The sequence below is a fragment of the Streptococcus suis genome, assembly GCF_002964575.1.
Lineage (GTDB): Bacteria > Bacillota > Bacilli > Lactobacillales > Streptococcaceae > Streptococcus > Streptococcus suis_R.
In genome coordinates, this window is sequence record NZ_POQQ01000039.1 from 1 (window position 1) to 18,321 (window position 18,321).

The 18,321-nt window shown below is 40.9% G+C and carries 20 protein-coding genes, 3 tRNA genes and 1 other annotated feature; of the genes, 21 read left to right on the plus strand and 2 right to left on the minus strand.

All coding sequences use genetic code 11. The annotated features are described in order from the left end of the window. From C1E58_RS03320 to C1E58_RS03355, 8 genes are all read left to right on the plus strand, one after another. Positions 1 to 1,444: sugar transferase (locus C1E58_RS03320; protein ID WP_105209324.1), on the plus strand; the 1,444-nt coding region annotated here is incomplete at its 5' end. Between the two features lie 65 nt (positions 1,445 to 1,509). Then, a complete protein-coding gene (locus tag C1E58_RS03325; protein WP_105209325.1) occupies positions 1,510 to 2,796 on the plus strand; it encodes a nucleotide sugar dehydrogenase in 1,287 nt (428 codons plus the stop codon). Positions 2,797 to 2,880: 84 nt separating this feature from the next. Continuing rightward, on the plus strand, positions 2,881 to 3,114 hold the full coding sequence (locus C1E58_RS03330; protein ID WP_105209326.1) for a DUF2969 domain-containing protein: 234 nt from the start codon (positions 2,881 to 2,883) through the stop codon (positions 3,112 to 3,114). Between the two features lie 52 nt (positions 3,115 to 3,166). Next, positions 3,167 to 3,247, plus strand: a tRNA-Tyr gene (locus C1E58_RS03335). A 128-nt stretch (positions 3,248 to 3,375) separates the two neighbouring features. After that, positions 3,376 to 3,447: transfer RNA gene (locus C1E58_RS03340), tRNA-Gln, on the plus strand. Positions 3,448 to 3,570: 123 nt separating this feature from the next. Further along, positions 3,571 to 4,776, plus strand: a complete 1,206-nt coding sequence (gene rpsA, locus C1E58_RS03345) for a 30S ribosomal protein S1 (protein WP_105209327.1) — start codon at positions 3,571 to 3,573, stop codon at positions 4,774 to 4,776. A 37-nt stretch (positions 4,777 to 4,813) separates the two neighbouring features. Further along, positions 4,814 to 4,885: transfer RNA gene (locus tag C1E58_RS03350), tRNA-Arg, on the plus strand. Between the two features lie 58 nt (positions 4,886 to 4,943). Then, the gene (locus tag C1E58_RS03355) at positions 4,944 to 5,972 is read left to right on the plus strand and encodes a threonine aldolase family protein (RefSeq protein ID WP_105209328.1); all 1,029 of its coding nucleotides are present in this window, start codon (positions 4,944 to 4,946) and stop codon (positions 5,970 to 5,972) included. Between the two features lie 19 nt (positions 5,973 to 5,991). Here C1E58_RS03355 and C1E58_RS03360 read toward each other — a convergent pair whose 3' ends face one another. Both C1E58_RS03360 and C1E58_RS03365 read right to left on the minus strand, forming a co-directional pair. After that, positions 5,992 to 6,375: a hypothetical protein gene (locus C1E58_RS03360; RefSeq protein ID WP_105209329.1), complete on the minus strand. Its 384-nt coding sequence runs from the start codon at positions 6,373 to 6,375 to the stop codon at positions 5,992 to 5,994. A 57-nt stretch (positions 6,376 to 6,432) separates the two neighbouring features. Then, complete coding sequence (locus tag C1E58_RS03365) at positions 6,433 to 6,846, minus strand: DUF6556 family protein (RefSeq protein ID WP_105209330.1); 414 nt, start codon at positions 6,844 to 6,846, stop codon at positions 6,433 to 6,435. 112 nt (positions 6,847 to 6,958) lie between these two features. Between C1E58_RS03365 and C1E58_RS03370 the strand changes: the two genes are divergently transcribed. From C1E58_RS03370 to C1E58_RS03430, 13 genes are all read left to right on the plus strand, one after another. Then, complete coding sequence (locus C1E58_RS03370) at positions 6,959 to 8,101, plus strand: cysteine desulfurase family protein (RefSeq protein ID WP_105209331.1); 1,143 nt, start codon at positions 6,959 to 6,961, stop codon at positions 8,099 to 8,101. Position 8,102: 1 nt separating this feature from the next. Beyond that, the gene (thiI, locus tag C1E58_RS03375) at positions 8,103 to 9,320 is read left to right on the plus strand and encodes a tRNA uracil 4-sulfurtransferase ThiI (protein WP_105209332.1); all 1,218 of its coding nucleotides are present in this window, start codon (positions 8,103 to 8,105) and stop codon (positions 9,318 to 9,320) included. Positions 9,321 to 9,460: 140 nt separating this feature from the next. Beyond that, positions 9,461 to 10,786, plus strand: coding sequence for a branched-chain amino acid transport system II carrier protein (gene brnQ, locus C1E58_RS03380; protein WP_105209333.1), 1,326 nt, complete (start codon positions 9,461 to 9,463; stop codon positions 10,784 to 10,786). 67 nt (positions 10,787 to 10,853) lie between these two features. Next, positions 10,854 to 10,943, plus strand: a sequence feature (ribosomal protein L21 leader region). Positions 10,944 to 10,978: 35 nt separating this feature from the next. After that, complete coding sequence (rplU, locus tag C1E58_RS03385) at positions 10,979 to 11,293, plus strand: 50S ribosomal protein L21 (protein ID WP_002941330.1); 315 nt, start codon at positions 10,979 to 10,981, stop codon at positions 11,291 to 11,293. Between the two features lie 46 nt (positions 11,294 to 11,339). Continuing rightward, complete coding sequence (gene rpmA, locus C1E58_RS03390) at positions 11,340 to 11,633, plus strand: 50S ribosomal protein L27 (RefSeq protein WP_009909754.1); 294 nt, start codon at positions 11,340 to 11,342, stop codon at positions 11,631 to 11,633. A 67-nt stretch (positions 11,634 to 11,700) separates the two neighbouring features. Further along, entirely contained in the window at positions 11,701 to 12,576 is an 876-nt protein-coding gene (locus tag C1E58_RS03395) for a GNAT family N-acetyltransferase (RefSeq protein ID WP_105209334.1), read from the plus strand. A 110-nt stretch (positions 12,577 to 12,686) separates the two neighbouring features. Further along, positions 12,687 to 13,592 (plus strand): LysR family transcriptional regulator, encoded by a 906-nt coding sequence (locus C1E58_RS03400; protein ID WP_105209335.1) that lies wholly within the window; start codon positions 12,687 to 12,689, stop codon positions 13,590 to 13,592. Position 13,593: 1 nt separating this feature from the next. After that, positions 13,594 to 14,058 carry a signal peptidase II gene (gene lspA / locus C1E58_RS03405; protein WP_105209336.1) on the plus strand — a complete coding sequence of 155 codons (465 nt, stop codon included), beginning with the start codon at positions 13,594 to 13,596 and terminating at the stop codon, positions 14,056 to 14,058. Beyond that, positions 14,042 to 14,938 (plus strand): RluA family pseudouridine synthase, encoded by an 897-nt coding sequence (locus C1E58_RS03410; RefSeq protein WP_105209337.1) that lies wholly within the window; start codon positions 14,042 to 14,044, stop codon positions 14,936 to 14,938. The genes lspA and C1E58_RS03410 overlap by 17 nt, the downstream gene beginning before the upstream one ends. 79 nt (positions 14,939 to 15,017) lie before the next feature. Next, the gene (locus tag C1E58_RS03415) at positions 15,018 to 15,356 is read left to right on the plus strand and encodes a zinc ribbon domain-containing protein YjdM (RefSeq protein ID WP_044759226.1); all 339 of its coding nucleotides are present in this window, start codon (positions 15,018 to 15,020) and stop codon (positions 15,354 to 15,356) included. Positions 15,357 to 15,404: 48 nt separating this feature from the next. After that, positions 15,405 to 16,040: a Pr6Pr family membrane protein gene (locus tag C1E58_RS03420; RefSeq protein WP_105209338.1), complete on the plus strand. Its 636-nt coding sequence runs from the start codon at positions 15,405 to 15,407 to the stop codon at positions 16,038 to 16,040. Positions 16,041 to 16,256: 216 nt separating this feature from the next. After that, the gene (gene pyrR / locus C1E58_RS03425) at positions 16,257 to 16,778 is read left to right on the plus strand and encodes a bifunctional pyr operon transcriptional regulator/uracil phosphoribosyltransferase PyrR (RefSeq protein ID WP_105209339.1); all 522 of its coding nucleotides are present in this window, start codon (positions 16,257 to 16,259) and stop codon (positions 16,776 to 16,778) included. 55 nt (positions 16,779 to 16,833) lie between these two features. Next, the gene (locus tag C1E58_RS03430; protein ID WP_105209340.1) at positions 16,834 to 17,757 is read left to right on the plus strand and encodes an aspartate carbamoyltransferase catalytic subunit; all 924 of its coding nucleotides are present in this window, start codon (positions 16,834 to 16,836) and stop codon (positions 17,755 to 17,757) included. Positions 17,758 to 18,321 lie beyond the last annotated feature (564 nt).

Below are 18,321 nucleotides of genomic sequence, written 5' to 3' on the forward strand. Positions count from 1 at the left end.
GATTTTTTCGCACGTTTTAGCAATGTGCAAAAATAAAAATGGGGGGGGGGTAATGATTGTGTACATCAGAAAAAAAGCATGGACAAATTTCGCGACAATTATTGAATCAATACTGGTTGTCCTAGTCACTTGTCTAATGACCTTCATAGACAGTTCTGTGAATCTTAATGAGATTGACATAAATTATTTTTTGCTTTCACTTCCTTGGATAATGTTGTTCTATATTATGTTATGTACTTCATTTGATACACACGTATATTATAACAGGACAATAAAAGGGAATTTACTAAATTCCTTCTTTGTTCAATGTTTCTTTTTAATTGGTCTTGCTCTAATTGGGCGTTTCTATTTAGACATATTTCGTTTCTCGGGAGTTTCCTTTTTACTCAGTCTTGTTTTGGGAACATTCTTTTCCAGTATGCTGCATTTTATAATTTTCAAGATTTACGAATATACTGTTAAACGAAAACGTCTTTTGATTTTAGGTGAACAGTCTGTCGTACTTGAAACTTTGAAAAATTTTCAGGATTCTAGTGAGACCTTGCATACAGTTACTCACTTAGCATTTGCCAATTATTTGGAAGCTGTGGAAAAAGTAGTAGATGAGATTGATGTAGTATATATTGCAGGCTATATCGATAGTAGAACGAGATTGGCTATTTATGAATTTTTGATTTCAAACAATAAAATACTTTATCTAACTGCAAATGTGGAAAACTCAATTGTTCTCAATTCGCATATGATAAATATATCTGATGAAAGTATGATTCAAGTCACCCCTTATTACTTATCTGTTGGTCAAGCGATTGTAAAGCGAGCATTGGATTTTTTGACGGCGTTAATCCTATTAATTCTATCGAGCCCTATCTTACTATTGACTGCGCTACTAATCAAAATAGAAAGTCCAGGACCAATCTTTTATCGTCAAGATAGGGTAACAAAGGGAAATCGTGTATTTTCAATCTTAAAATTTCGGTCAATGAGAGAGGATGCAGAGCGAACTTCAGGACCTGTTTTAGCTCGTGCAAATGACAATCGCGTGACGCGAATTGGAAAGTTTATACGTTCAACACGTATAGATGAGTTGCCTCAGTTAATAAATGTTTTAAAAGGGGATATGTCCATGGTCGGACCACGACCAGAACGGCCGTTTTTTGTTGAGCAGTTTAATCAAGAAAATGGTTATTATTCACTTCGCCACAATGTGCGTGCAGGCATCACTGGTTACGCGCAAGTATATGGAAAATACACATCTGATTTCCAGAGTAAATTGAAATTTGATTTGCTATACATCAAGCAATATTCTATCCTGCTAGATGTTAAGTTATTACTAAAAACCTTTGTCATACTTCTCGATAAGACAAGTTCTCGCGGGAAATCACAGGAAGATGATAATGAAATAAATCTGGAGAAACTTGCTGAAACTATCAAAATTCTGACCTAGTTTTCAAAATTTGTAACTGTAGGTATTAGAGAATGCTCTATTGATTGAGAAATGAGGAAGTGTTTATGAACAAAGCATTAGAACAAAATAATGACAGTAGAAATCAGATAACTGATATAGCAAAGCCTGCAAATACCATCGCAGTTGTTGGTTTGGGCTATGTAGGAATGTCCATTGCAGTTCTGTTAGCGCAAAATAATAAGGTTTACGCTGTTGATATCCAAGAAGAACGAGTTGAGCAGGTTCGGTCTAAAAAATCTCCAATCCAGGATGATTATATCGAACGATTTTTAAAAGAGGAAAACTTATTCTTAGAAGCTACAACAGATGCTGAATCAGCCTATAAAATAGCTGATTTTGTGGTGATTGCTACTCCGACCAATTATGACGATAAGACAAATTACTTTGATACAAGCTATGTTGAAAGTGTTATAAAAGAAGTCTTGGCAGTGAATCCTGATGCCCTCATGATTGTGAAGTCAACAGTTCCAGTAGGTTTTACATTGAGTGTGCGTCAAAAATACCAAACCGAGAACATTGTCTTTAGCCCAGAATTTCTTAGAGAATCGAAAGCACTCTACGATAATCTCTTTCCATCTCGTATCATCGTTTCCACAGAAATGACAGACTCACCTAAGACGAAAATGGCTGCTCAATTATTTGGTGATTTACTGGCACAGGCTGCCCAGAAAACTGATATCCCAATATTGATAATGGGTGCCACGGAAGCAGAGGCCGTTAAGCTTTTTTCCAATACCTATTTAGCCTTACGAGTTTCTTACTTCAATGAATTGGATACTTATGCGGAACTGAATAATTTACGGGCAGAAGATATTATTAAAGGTGTAGGATTAGATTCTCGGATCGGCGAGCATTACAACAATCCATCTTTTGGTTACGGTGGCTATTGTTTACCGAAAGATACCAAACAGTTACTCGCAAATTATCAGCAAGTTCCACAAAACATGATTTCAGCTATTGTTGAAGCCAATAGAACCCGAAAAGATTTTATTGCCGAGCAAGTTTTGAAATTTGCGGAGAAAATTCATGGCAATGACAGTGACCAACCAGTAACTATTGGTGTTTACCGTCTGACGATGAAGACAAACTCGGATAATTTTAGACAAAGTTCCATTCAGGGAGTGATGAAGCGTCTGCGGAGTAAAGGAGTAGATTTAATCATTTATGAACCAACTCTTCCTGAACACTCTGTTTTTGATGGGTGGAAAGTGGTGAATGACATTGAAAGCTTTAAACAACAATCAACTGTCATTATTGCTAACCGCTTCGAAGAATGTTTGCAGGATGTTGAGAATAAAGTCTATTCTAGAGATATTTTCAGAAGAGATTGATGTGTATCATTTCAATCTACATGAAGGGCTTGCACTTGCAAGCTCTTCTATTTTTTTGTAGAATAATAAAAGTGAGGTTTGAAAATGAGTAAAAAAGATAAAAAAATTGAAATCCAAATTGAAGATAGCAAGGTCTTGGTAAACAAGGAAGAATTTCCTGGCTACCGCTTGATGATTGGCAAAAAGGTTATCGGTGAGATTGCAGAATTAGCTGACAATCATTTTGCGGTTGTAAAAAATGGCAATACTGAAAGCTTTTATAAAAAATTAGAAAAAGCAGTTGGAAATATTATTGAAAATTATAATTTAAGTCACTAAAAAGCTTGAAATAGTCACTATTTTATGCTAGAATAGTGACTGTTGGTGCTATGGAAAGATAGCGAAGAGGCTAAACGCGGCGGACTGTAAATCCGCTCCTTCGGGTTCGGGGGTTCGAATCCCTCTCTTTCCATTTCTAAGATACTAAAGGTGTCAAACGCAGAGTAAAATTAGAAAGTTGATAGCAAATCCTGTTTTGCTAGGCAACCTATCTTTTTTACACAGCGTTTAGCCCAAGTTCATTTTAGAATAAAATTATTTTGGGGTATCGCCAAGCGGTAAGGCAAGGGACTTTGACTCCCTCATGCGTTGGTTCGAATCCAGCTACCCCAGTAAAGGTACTAGATTTAATCTAGTTCGTCAAAGATGTCTAATTGTTGTTGTCCTTGCGTGTGCCTTAAATAAAATATATTTTATGTTGGGTCGAAAGACCTGATTGTCGGAGGTTTTTTTATAATGAACGAATTTGAAGATTTGTTGAACAGTGTAAGTGAAGTTACACCTGGTGATGTGGTAACTGCAGAAGTATTGACAGTTGATGCTGCTCAAGCTAACGTAGCTATTTCAGGTACTGGTGTAGAAGGCGTATTGACTCTTCGTGAGTTGACAAACGACCGTGATGCTGACATCAACGACCTTGTTAAAGTTGGTGAAACACTTGAGTTGCTTGTACTTCGCCAAGTTGTTGGTAAAGATACAGACACTGTTACATATCTTGTATCTAAAAAACGTTTGGAAGCACGTAAGGCATGGGACAAACTTGTTGGTCGTGAAGAAGAAGTTGTTACAGTTAAAGTAACTCGCGCTGTTAAAGGCGGTCTTGCAGTTGAATTTGAAGGTCTTCGTGGTTTCATCCCAGCTTCAATGATCGACAGCCGTTTCACTCGCAACACTGAGCGTTTCGTTGGTCAAGAATTTGATGCGAAAATCAAAGAAGTTGATCCAGCTGAGAACCGTTTCATCTTGTCACGTCGTGAAGTTGTTGAAGCAGAAGCTGCAGCAGCACGTGCAGAAGTATTCGGTAAATTGGCAGTTGGTGAAGTTGTAACTGGTAAAGTTGCACGTATCACTAGCTTCGGTGCCTTTATCGACCTCGGTGGTGTAGATGGTTTGGTACACTTGACTGAATTGTCACATGAGCGTAACGTATCTCCTAAGTCAGCTGTAACAGTTGGTGAAGAAGTTGAAGTTAAAGTTCTTGCAATCGACGAAGTTGAAGGTCGCGTATCATTGTCATTGAAAGCTACACAGCCTGGTCCATGGGATGGCGTTGAGCAAAAATTGGCAGCTGGCGATGTGATTGAAGGTAAAGTAAAACGCTTGACTGACTTCGGTGCTTTCGTTGAAGTATTGCCAGGTATCGATGGTTTGGTACACATTTCACAAATTTCACACAAACGTGTTGAAAATCCAAAAGATGCTTTGTCAGTAGGTCAAGAAGTAACTGTTAAAGTTCTTGAAGTGAACGCTGCTGATGAGCGTGTATCACTTTCTATTAAAGCTTTGGAAGAGCGTCCAGCAGCAGCTGAAGGCGAAGAAAAAGCTGAAAAACGTGCTCCACGTCCACGTCGTCAAAAACGTGAAGAAAAACGTGATTACGAATTGCCAGAAACACAATCTGGATTCTCAATGGCTGACCTTTTCGGTGACATTGAATTGTAATTCATATAAAAACTTGCCTTGTGCAAGTTTTTCCTTTCCACCCTTAGTGTAATGGATATCACGTAAGATTCCGGTTCTTGAGATGGGGGTTCGATTCCCTCAGGGTGGATTAGTTTTTAAGCCTGAATGAACAGGCTTTTTATTTTATTTATTACGGAGGGTGTGAGATGTTACATTTTGAAAACGATTATAACAAAGGTGCCCACCCAGTCCTGCTTGAAGCCTTGGTTACTAGCAACCAGGAAGGTTTATCTGGCTATGGAACGGATAAATATACCCAATCTGCTATCGAAAAAATTAGACTTGCGACCAACTGTCCTCACGCACAGGTTACTTTTTTGGCAGGTGGTACGCAGACCAATCAAATCCTTATTTCTTCAATGTTAGCTTCTTATGAGGGTGTGATTGCCGCAGATACAGGCCATATTTCTACACATGAGGCTGGCGCCATTGAATTTTCTGGACACAAGGTGTTGACACTGCCGCATCATGAAGGGAAAATAACGGCAAGTGGGGTTGATAACTTCATCAAAGATTTCTATGCCGATGCTAATCATGCCCACATGGTTCATCCAGGTATGGTTTATATTTCCCACCCGACTGAATATGGTACACTTTATAGCAAATCAGAGATGGAAGACTTGTCCCAAGTTTGTCGGCAGCACAATATTCCGCTCTTTTTAGACGGTGCTCGCTTGGGTTATGGTCTTGCTGCACGCGATACGGATCTTGATTTGCAGGCCATAGCAGAGCTGATAGATGTCTTCTACATTGGCGGAACAAAACTTGGTGCCTTGTTGGGAGAAGCTCTTGTATTTACAAAGAATAATCAGCCAAAGAATTTTGTATCGATTGTCAAGCACCATGGCGCCTTGTTGGCTAAGGGAAGATTGACAGGAGTTCAGTTTGACCGCTTATTTACTGATGACTTGTATCTCGAATTGGGGTGTCATGCTATCGCAATGGCAGAGCAGCTCACCCAGATTTTGGAAGAAAAAGGTTTTCCATTCTATCTCAAATCACCAACCAATCAGCAGTTTGTCATCGTCAGAAATGAAGAATTAGCTAGACTGACTGAAGCTGGCATTGCCTATGGTTTCTGGGAAAAATATGACGATAGCCATAGTGTTATCCGCTTTGCGACCAGCTGGTCAACCAGTCAAGAAGATATAGATGAATTAAGAAAAATACTGTAGAAAACTAAAAAAGAAAGGGTTAGCCTTTCTTTTTCGTCTGTAGATAATGATAACGATAGACAGTATAGCCTTCAATCAGCCGATAGCCTAGTCCACCTAAAATGGCTTTTACTATAAAAACAATATGATTTGCGATGGGTGCCTGGACAGTCAATCCGAAAAGGATACCCAATATAATCCAAGCAAGTACCGCCCACCATAGATGTTTGAATGGCGTGTATTGTCCATCTCTCTCTTTGACTTCATTAGATACTCTGACTGCACAGCTGGATAAGATAACGATAGGAAGAAGTGAATGAGTGTTAAACGGTGCTGGTAAAAATGATGTCAGTAGGAAGATTTCAATGAATGAAAACAGCAATAACCAAACTAAAATTGGTATTCTGAGAATAAAGTATTTCATACAGCACCTCCTAAATTTAGTATATCAAATAAAGGGGGGTGTGCAAATATTTATGTACTATTCTTGGGAAGAATTTGTGGTTACTTCTGCAGAGCTCTCCGTACTGCTTATCGTTTCTGTTGTACTTGTTTGGATTTCTTGACTAGAAGAAGTTTCTGTAGTTGTTGACGAACTGCTGTGATCTACTGCAGAGCTAGTTTCGGTTTGGCTAGGAGCTGTCGTTTCAGTACTAGAACTTGTTGATGCTTGTATATTGATGGTTGGGCTAACTGCTGAAGATGTATTCGTGTTAGTAGAACTGGATGAGCTTATCGAGCTACTAGGGTTAGTATGGGCAACAGTTGATTTTGCAGTGAAGGTATAAATGGTAATACAAGCAGTAATAATTCCTAAAATCGAACCGATGAAGGTTAAAAACTTTTGTAGTTTTGTTAAGGCAGAACCATGTTCTTTTCTATTTGTTGATTTCATGTCGTATCCTCCAACTCCATCTTAAAAAACCAAGTTTAAAACTATCTTAAAGAGTGGAAACAAGATGTGAAACGTGATAAAATAGAACTATTGCAAGCAAAGGAATGAAAAAATGATTTATTTTGACAATGCAGCCACGACTCCGGTCTATCCAGAAGTTCTCAAAACCTATACGGAAGTGGCGACAAAAATCTGGGGTAACCCATCCAGTCTCCACAATCTAGGCAGTCAGGCAACCCGTATCTTAGAAGCATCTCGCAAGCAAATCGCAGAATTGCTAGGCAAGGACAGCAAGGAAATCTTTTTCACATCAGGTGGTACAGAAGGTGATAACTGGGTCATCAAGGGCGTGGCTTTTGAAAAGGCGCATCTGGGCAAGCACATCATCGTGTCAGCTATCGAGCATCCAGCGGTCAAGGAGTCAGCTCTATGGCTCAAAACGCAAGGTTTTGAGGTGGATTTGGCTCCGGTCAATACCCAAGGTTTTGTGGATGTTTCAGCCTTAGAAAGCTTGATTCGTCCAGATACTACGCTGGTTTCTGTCATGGCCGTCAACAATGAAATTGGTGCCATTCAGCCCATTCAGGAAATCTCCCAGCTCTTAGCTGATAAACCGACCATCTCCTTCCACGTGGATGCGGTGCAGGCAATCGGCAAGGTGCCAACGGAACGGTATCTAACAGACCGAGTTGATTTTGCCAGTTTTTCAGGTCACAAATTCCACTCTGTCAGAGGAGTAGGCTTCGTCTATGTAAAAGCAGGCAAGAAAATCGCTCCGCTATTGACAGGAGGAGGACAGGAAAGCGACAAACGCTCAACTACTGAAAATGTGGCAGGTATCGCTGCAACGGCTAAGGCGCTCCGCTTGACCTTGGACAAGGCAGTAGAAAGCCAGAAACGCCTGGCAGCCATGAAGCAGATCCTGGTGGATGAATTGGGTAAATACGATGATGTGACAGTCTTTTCTGGACTAGATGACTTTGTGCCAAGCATTGTGACCTTCGGGATTAAGAATATTCGTGGCGAGGTCATTGTCCATGCCTTTGAAGACCACCAGATTTACATTTCGACCACGTCAGCCTGCTCGTCTAAGGCTGGAAAACCGGCTGGAACCCTGATTGCCATGGGAATACCGCAGAAGCTGGCTCAAACTGCCGTCCGTATCAGCTTGGATGATGACAACGATATGGGGCAAATTGAACAATTTCTCACCATTTTCAAACAAATTTATCACAACACACAGAAAGTAAGGTAGCATGAACTATTCAGAAATTATGATTCGCTATGGCGAATTGTCAACCAAAGGGAAAAACAAGATGCGGTTTGTCAACAAACTGCGTAACAACATTAAGCATGTCCTTTCAGTCTATCCAGAAGTGACCGTTTATTTTGACCGTGACCGTGGCCATGTCTATTTGAATGGGGCAGATTATCAGGAAGTGTCAGCTTCTTTGAAGAAGATTTTTGGTATCCAAAATTTTGCACCGTCATATAAGGTTGAGAAGTCTGTTCCAGCCTTGAAAGAAGCGGTTCAAGATATCATGAAAAATATTTATAAGGAAGGGATGACCTTCAAGATTGCGGCACGTCGTAGCGACCATAGTTTTGAATTGGACAGTCGTGACCTCAACCAAGTTCTTGGGGATGCAGTTTTCACAGCCATTCCTAATGTACAGGTGCAGATGAAGTCGCCAGATATTACGCTGCGAGTGGAAATTCGTCCTGATGCAGCCTATATTTCCCATGAAGAAATCAAGGGAGCAGGTGGTCTGCCAGTTGGAACATCTGGAAAAGGAACGCTTATGTTATCAGGTGGTATTGATTCGCCTGTTGCGGGTTATTTGGCCCTAAAACGTGGTGTGGAAATTGAAGCGCTACACTTTGCTAGCCCTCCATATACCAGCCCCGGTGCCCTTAAAAAAGCCCATGATTTGACCCGTAAACTGACAGCCTTTGGTGGCAATATCACTTTTATCGAAGTGCCATTTACAGAAATTCAGGAAGAAATCAAGGAAAAGGCACCTGAAGCTTATTTGATGACCTTGACACGTCGCTTCATGATGCGGATTACAGACCGAGTACGGGAAGAGCGTGGTGCCATGGTTATTATCAATGGTGAAAGTCTAGGACAAGTGGCAAGTCAGACCTTGGAATCCATGCAAGCTATCAATGCGGTTACAAATACACCTGTTATCCGTCCAGTCGTTACCATGGACAAGTTGGAAATCATTGATATTGCGCAAGAGATTGATACCTTTGATATTTCCATCCAGCCATTTGAGGATTGCTGTACCATCTTTGCCCCTGACCGTCCAAAAACCAATCCTAAAATCAAAAATGTCGAGCAATACGAAGCCCGTATGGATGTAGAAGCTTTGGTGGAACGAGCTGTGGCAGGGATTATCGTAACGGAAATTACACCGAAAGAGGAAGTACAGGACGAAGTGGATAGTTTGATTGCTGATTTACTGTAATTCTCGCGTTGTTTTCAGAAACTATAAGGATAATACATGAAAATCTGGCTTTTGCTGGATTTTTTTCTATTTGTTCGGAATAGCATGATTTGTATGGTATAATAAGATTTCACAAATATTTTTTTCTAAAAGGAGGAGTTATGAAAAAAGGAGCCCTAACAGGTTTACTCCTGTTCGGTATGTTTTTTGGTGCAGGAAACTTGATTTTTCCGCCTGCACTTGGTGTCTTGTCTGGTGAGAATTTCTGGCCAGCAATTTTAGGATTTGTCGTATCGGGTGTCGGCATTGCCGTCATTGCCTTGATTGTCGGTACATTAAATCCCAAAGGTTATGTACATGAGATTTCTCGTAAGATTTCTCCAGCCTTTGCAACGGTCTATCTTGTTGCCTTGTATTTGGCTATCGGTCCTTTCTTTGCAATTCCGCGTACAGCAACAACGTCCTTTGAAATTGGTATTGCGCCATTGTTGGGCGATGCGAATCAGGGACTCTGGTTGTTTGGCTTTACAGCTCTTTACTTTGTGGCAGCTTATCTGATTGCCCTCAATCCGTCGCAAATCTTAAACAGTATTGGACGTATTTTAACCCCTGTTTTTGCCATTTTGATTGTGATTTTGGTTGTGCTTGGTATTGCCAAGTATGGATCAACTAGTCCGCTACCAGCTTCTGAGGCTTATTCAGCGGGACAGGCTTTTGGTACAGGTTTTATTGAAGGCTACAATACCCTTGATGCCCTTGCCTCAATTGCCTTTAGTGTTGTAGCAGTGAATACCTTAAAACAGCTTGGTTTCTCCAGCAAGAAGGAGTATGTCTCAACTATCTGGTCTGTTGGTTTTGTTGTAGCCTTGGCTTTTTCAGCACTATATGTTGGTTTGGCTTTCCTAGGAAATCATTTCCCAGTGCCTGCTGATGTTTTGGCTTCTGATACCAATAAGGGTGTTTACATTCTTTCACAAGCAACACAAGCTATTTTTGGACCAGGTGCACAGATTTTCTTGGCGGCTATGGTTATCGTGACTTGTTTCACGACGACGGCTGGCTTGATTGTTTCTTCTGGCGAATTCTTTGCAGAGCGTTTCCCACGTTTTAGCTACAAAGTGTACGCGACTATCTTTACTTTGATTGGTTTTGGTATTGCCAACCTTGGTTTGAGCAAAATCATCGCTTTCTCTATCCCTGTTCTTTTGGTACTCTATCCAATTACCATCTGTATTGTCTTGATTACCATTGTCAATAAATTTGTACCACTTTCTACTTACGGTATGCAACTGACAGTAGGAGTAGTGACAGCATTGTCACTTGCAGAAGTCTTGGCTGGTCAATTTGGTTGGACTGCAGTGTCAACTGCGATTGCAAGTCTACCATTGGCGGGTCAATCATTGGCCTGGTTATTGCCAGCTCTTGTCGGAATCGTCCTCTCTTTCTTCTTACCAAACAAGCAGGAGAGCGAAGTTTTCGAAATGTAAGAAAAATGATACAAAACACTTGCATTTGCAGGTGTTTTTGTTATAATAGGACTGTTGACTATGCACACATCCTGTGCAACCGCACGAATGCCGTTGCTTCTTTGGGAGCAAGAGTAAGTGGTTCGTCCCACGGTACTAGGCGAGTCTTCACATCAAATTCGGGCAAGGCCCAAAAATCATAGGAGGTGCATAATGAGCACATATGCAATCATTAAAACTGGTGGCAAACAAGTTAAAGTTGAAGTCGGTCAAGCTATCTACGTTGAAAAATTGAACGTTGAAGCAGGTCAAGAAGTTACTTTCGAAGAAGTAGTTCTTGTTGGTGGTGAGAAAACTGTTGTGGGTACTCCACTTGTAGCAGGCGCTACTGTTGTTGGTACTGTTGAAAAACAAGGTAAACAGAAAAAAGTTGTTACCTTCAAGTACAAACCTAAAAAAGGTAGCCACCGCAAACAAGGTCACCGTCAACCTTACACAAAAGTTGTTATCAACGCTATCAACGCTTAATCGCGTAGCTTGAAGCAATCATTACAGAAATTCGGAGGAATAACATATGTTAAACTTGAATCTTGCTAACTTGCAATTTATGGCCCACAAAAAAGGTGGAGGTTCAACGTCAAACGGTCGTGACTCACAAGCAAAACGCCTTGGTGCGAAAGCTGCTGACGGCCAAACTGTATCAGGTGGTTCAATCCTTTACCGCCAACGTGGTACTAAAATCTACCCAGGAGCTAACGTAGGTCGTGGTGGAGATGATACTCTTTACGCTAAAGTAGAAGGCGTTGTACGCTTCGAACGTAAAGGTCGCGATAAGAAACAAGTATCTGTTTACCCAATCGCAAAATAATCATATAAAAAGGTCCATCGGGCCTTTTTGTTTTTTTAATAATATAAAACAAGGGAGTTTTCTGAAAATGAAAAATCTTAAAATTGTTAGTAGAAATCTATTATCTGAAAGTGAGTTGGTAGCTTGTCAACAGTTAAATAGAGAATGTCAAATTGCAGATGGTAGTCATCGGCAGCCTTACTTATCAAATATGCTTAATTTCGATAAAAGTATGCCAGCTTTTTTGCTTGCCTATAAGGAAGATACCTTACTTGGTTTGTTAGCGATTTATGCAGATGATAAGGAAGATTTTGCTGAGGTGAGCCTACTTGTCAGACCAGATGTCCGAAGAAGAGGAATTGGTAGCCAACTGTTAGCACGCTTTGAAAGGATTCAGAAAGAGCATCAACTTCTCGGTCCGCTTTTTGTGACAGAGCAAGTTTTCTTAGAGCATCATCCTAATTTACTAGAAAATATGAATCTAGTAGCAGAAGAAGAGAGGGAAACCTGGTTATGCAGAAATCGTCAACCATTCGAGGATGTAAACCTGAGTGACTTAACCTTTGCATTGGCTGTAGAAAGTGATATCCCTGCTATTGCTAACTTTCAGTCTAGGGCCTTTGACACCACTTTGGAAGTTAGTGAGCAATATGCTAAAGAAGCGATTCAAGATGAGAACAGTATCTTATATATTATCAAAAATAATGAGAAGGTCCTTGGCTCCTGCACTGTAGACCTTTCTACAAGCTACAACTACCTCTATGGTTTAGCAGTGGACGAAGATGCCAGAGGAAGAGGTATTGGTACAAACTTGGTCAAATTGGTCATCAATGATCTGATTGAAAGAAATTCTAAAGATTTTCAAATTGCCGTTGAAGAGGAAAATGAGGGTGCTTGGATGTTGTATAGGAAATTAGGATTTGAGGAACAGACTCAAATTGTCTATTTAAAGGGTAAAAATTAGTCCATAAGTTTAAATCGAGAATTCAAAAATACTGTGATATGACTGACTTTTTCAGCAATTTCCTCCTTTTTTTGATATAATGGAAAAAGCAGTTTTAAGAGGTTTCAAGTATGAATATTCAACAATTACGCTACGTTGTTGCCATTGCCAACAGTGGTACCTTTCGTGAGGCAGCGGAAAAAATGTATGTTTCACAGCCCAGTTTGTCCATTTCCATTCGGGATTTGGAAAAGGAGATTGGTTTTCAGATTTTTAATCGGACCAGTTCAGGAACGGTTCTAACCAAGGAAGGTATGGAGTTTTATGAGAAGGCGCAGGCCTTGGTAAAGGGCTTTGACCATTTTGAAAATCGTTATTTACAACCTGAAGAGAGCGAAAAAATCTTTTCCATTTCCAGCCAGCATTACGATTTCTTACCACCTTTAATAACGGAGTTTTCTACTGCCCATCCTCAGTACCAAAATCTTCGTATTTTTGAATCCACGACGGTACAGATTTTGGATGAAGTGGCACAGGGCTACAGTGAGCTTGGGATTATTTATTTAAACAGCCGCAATACCAAGGGGATTATGCAAAAGCTGGAAAAGCTCAAGCTGGAAGTAGAAGATTTAATTGATTTTCAGACTCACATCTATCTTCGCAAAGACCATCCCTTGACCAGTAAGGCTGAGGTTGACTTGGGTGATTTGGTCGGTCTTCCAACCGTTCGATTTACTCAGGAAAAAGAAGCCTATCTGTATTATTCTGAAAATTTGATTGATACGTCGGATTCTTCAGTTACCTTTGATGTGACAGATCGTGCAACCTTGAACGGAATTTTGGAAAGAACGGATGCCTACGCGACTGGTTCTGGATTTTTGGATAGCGAGAGTGTCAATGGGATTACAGTCATTCCAATTAAAGATCAGATTGATAATCGCATGGTCTATGTCAAGCGAGTAGACGGTGAATTAAATCAATGCGCCTTAGATTTTATTGAAATGATGCATCGATATTTTGACGCGAAGAAAGGATAGTATGAGAAAGTTTGGATTTCCAATAGTAGCTGCAGTCTTGATTGTGTTGGACCAGCTAGTTAAAGCTTGGACAGTTGCCAATATTGCATTAGACACAGTTGAGACATTTCTTCCAGGTTTCATGAGTCTGGCTTATTTGAGAAATTATGGGGCAGCCTGGTCTATTTTACAAAATCAGCAATGGTTTTTCACAATTGTCACGATTGCAGCTGTGACAGGCTTGATTTGGTACTATATCAAACAAGTGAAAGGCAACATCTGGACCTTGTTTAGTCTGTCCTTGATGATTGCAGGTGCCCTGGGGAATTTTATTGACCGCATAAGACTAGGTTATGTTGTGGATATGTTTCATCTGGATTTTATCAGTTTCCCAGTTTTTAATGTAGCAGATATCTGCCTTTCGGTTGGTGTAGGAATATTATTTATTTGTATCATGAAAGAAGAGAGTAATGGAAGTAAGAGTTGAGATTGGTGGTCTTCGCTTGGATAAGGCCTTGGCAGATTTGACAGATTTGTCCCGTTCAGTTGCCAATGAACAGATTAAGAATGGTCAGGTCTTGGTCAATGGTCAGCCCAAAAAAGCAAAATACAGTGTGCAAGCAGGAGATGTGATTTCCTATCAGGTTCCTGAAGTGGAAGAAATCGACTATGTAGCCGAGGACATTCCTTTAGAAATTGTTTATCAGGATGAGGATGTTGCGGTAGTCAACAAGCCACAGGGAATGGTGGTTCATCCGTCAGCTGGTCACACATCGGGAACCTTGGTCAATGCCCTTTTGTATCATGTGAAGGATTTGTCAGGTATAAACGGTGTTTTGCGACCAGGTATTGTCCATCGGATTGACAAGGACACATCTGGCTTGCTCATGATTGCTAAAAATGATGAGGCACATACTAAGTTGGCTGCTGAGTTGAAAGATAAGAAGTCCCTTCGTAAATATTGGGCGATTGTTCATGGCAACCTGCCAAATGACCGTGGCATGATTGAGGCGCCGATTGGTCGTTCTGAAAAAGACCGTAAGAAGCAGGCAGTGACTGCCAAAGGGAAAGAAGCAGTCACACGCTTCCAAGTTTTGGAAAGATTTGGTGACTATACTTTGGTGGAGTTGACCTTGGAAACTGGTCGAACACACCAGATTCGTGTCCACATGGCCTATATTGGTCATTCGGTCGCGGGTGATGAGGCTTATGGTCCTAAGAAGACGCTCAAGGGACATGGTCAGTTTCTTCATGCCAGAACACTTGGATTTACCCATCCGAGAACTGGAGAAGTTGTCGAATTTACGGCAGAAGCGCCAGCTATTTTCCAAGAAACACTTGAAAAACTACGTCGCTCAAATGGCTAATGAAAACCTGTTCATCTTGCCCATTTCCCCAATAAATGCTATACTAGAAGACGAAAAAATGTAAGGAGTATGAAAAAACATGGAAACATTACCAAATTGTCCAAAATGTCATTCTGAATATGTCTATGAAGACGGTGCCCTCTTGGTTTGCCCTGAGTGTGCTTACGAGTGGAACCCAGCTGATGTGGCTGAGGAAGAAAGTGGTCCAGTTGCTATCGATGCTAACGGTAACCGTTTGGCGGATGGCGATACGGTAACTCTGATCAAAGACTTGAAAGTTAAGGGTGCGCCTAAAGATCTGAAGCAAGGTACGCGTGTTAAGGGTATCCGTATCGTTGAAGGTGATCACAATATCGACTGTAAAATTGATGGTTTTGGTGCCATGAAGTTGAAGTCAGAATTCGTTAAGAAAATCTAATAAAAAGGACTGGTCAATCCAGTCTTTTGTCGTATTTGAAAGGATAGTATGAAGAATCAAAGTTTTTTATTTTATAGCAGGTGTTTGTTGGCGCTATTAGCAATCACGGGAACTGCCCTAGAAATTATTAAGTATGGTATCGGTATGCTTATGTACTACACGGTGCAGTCCAACTTGCTAGTTTCAGCGTTTGCGGTTTATATGGTTTATGCTATGTACAAGGGGCTTGACTTGCAGACGGCAAAGTTTTTGCGAATCAAGGCTGCGGTGACCATGTCCATCATGATTACCTGTGTGGTTTATCATTTCATGTTGGCACCTTTGGCAGATGATTTTTGGCGTGTGGAGAATCTGCTTTGTCATTACATTGTTCCCCTTTATTTCCTGCTAGATACCTTGCTTGTGGACCGACAGCGACAGTACAAGTGGTTTGACCCAATCTGGTGGACCACCCTGCCCTTATTTTACATGGTTTTTGGTTTGATCAATGGCTTTTTTATCAAAATTCCCATTCCTGATGCCAAGGACAGTCCCTTTGCCTATTTCTTCCTCAATGTGCCCAAGTATGGCTGGGCTTATGTCCTGACCTATGCAGGTACAATCTTTGTGGCCTATCTGATTTGCGGATTTATTTTGGCAGGAGTAAAATCCCTAAATGTCCGTCGCAGTCTGCTAAACAAGTAAAATTCTCAACAAAATCCGAAGATTTTTGGATTTTTTGCAGTAAGCATTTGTCCACGTTGAAAATTTGTGCTATACTTCTCTTAATCAATCCTTTAAAACCTGTCCAGAGAGGCAGACAAGGAGCAATGTGTTAAGAAGGTTAGTCTGTATGCTAGCCCATATTTTCATGGTCTCCTTGTATAAAGGGGACTTTTTCTATATTTTTTGGAGGTCTTTATGAAGACAAAAGAAATCGTTGACGATATGACCATGAAGCGGGCCATCACCCGTATCACTTATGAAATTATCGAGCGGAACAAGAATTTGGAAAATATTGTTCTGGCTGGTATTAAGACCCGTGGTGTCTTTATTGCTAAGCGCATTCAGGAAAGGCTCAAACAGTTGGAGGGGATTGACGTTCCACTGGGTGAACTGGATACCAAGCCTTTCCGTGATGATGTGAAAGTAGAAGAAGATACGACCAGCATGACTGCTGATGTCAATGAGCGTGATGTTATTTTAGTGGACGATGTGCTCTATACAGGTCGGACCATTCGAGCGGCGATTGATAATGTGGTTTCCTTGGGACGTCCAGCCCGCGTCAGTCTGGCTGTTCTGGTAGACCGTGGGCACAGAGAATTACCAATTCGAGCGGACTATGTTGGCAAGAACATTCCGACCAGCCGTTCGGAAGAAATCATTGTTCACATGGCTGAAATCGATGGTCAGGATTCCGTCCTACTAGTCGAGGGAGCTTAGTCGTTCATCTTTCAAATCAATATTCTACATCCAAATCATAAAGGCAGGTATCATCATGACAATTACAAATGGTAAAGTTTCACTCAAACACTTGGTTACAATGGAAACTCTTTCAAATGAAGAGGTACTAGGGCTCATTCAACGGGGGATTGCTTTCAAGGGTGGGGAAAAGGTGGAGTTGGATAGGAAGTATTATGCTTCTAACCTTTTCTTCGAGGATTCAACTCGGACGCACAAGTCTTTTGAAATGGCAGAGCTTCGTTTGGATATGGGCATGATTGACTTTGATGCGCGTACCAGTTCGGTCAATAAGGGTGAGACCCTATATGATACCATTTTGACCATGTCAGCCTTGGGGGTCGACATCTGTGTCATTCGTCACTCGGAAGTGGATTATTACAAGCAGTTGATTGATAGTCCAACCATTCAGACATCGATTGTCAATGGTGGTGATGGTTCTGGGCAACACCCAAGCCAGTCCTTGCTTGATTTGATGACTATTTACGAGGAATTTGGAACTTTTGAAGGCTTGAAGATTGCTATTGCAGGTGATATTACACATTCACGTGTTGCTAAGTCAAATATGCAAATCTTGAAGCGTTTGGGGGCTGAAATTTTCTTTGCAGGACCAGAGGAGTGGTACGCAGAGGAATTTGATGTCTATGGTCAACATGTGACTATTGATGATATTGTTGATACGGTGGATGTCTTGATGTTGCTTCGTGTGCAACATGAGCGTCATGACGGAGCGGGTAGTTTTTCTAAAGAAACCTATAATCGCTTGCATGGCTTGACTGATGAACGCTATAAGCGATTGAAAGATAGGGCTATTGTCATGCACCCTGCTCCTGTCAATCGTGATGTAGAAATTGATGACCACTTGGTAGAGGCGCCAAAATCACGCATTGTCCGCCAAATGCAAAATGGTGTATTTGTTCGGATGGCGATTTTGGAAGCTATTGTCAATGGCAAGGCTTAAGATTTAACTGTTTAGGAATTTGTTAGACTTATCTTATTTAATGTCAACCTGTGAGTTGACAAATAGAAAGGCAAGGGACAGGTCAATGGTTGCAAGCAACTCATTTCCCTACGCCTGGGAGTGGGAAAGAACTCGAAAAGTAAAAAAGTGTTCGTTAACAAGTCTTTAATTTAAGTTGTTGAGCTGAAACAGTCTATTCCCAGACTGTTTCACTCCCACCTCCGGATAGTTCCAACTGTCTGGGAGACAGTTGGAAGTTGGAAATAGAGCGAACACAGTTCGCATCAGTCGTAGAGGTTAAATTTGGAGTATAGAATACGAACAAATTTATCATTCAACCACTGCGCTGAGATATTGACACCTGCTCTTAGAAATGGTGATATACTTTAAGGCTATCCCTTGCACTAGTTTGTACAGTCAATTATGATCGAATTGATTGTACAAACGTCGGACTATTATTTAATTCTATCCGGAGAGATAGGAAATAGAAAGGAGAAGGGGTATTTTTTGCTCGGATTTTGTAATTGAATTCGGGCTACGGACTGGGTCAAAAAGATAGTTTTT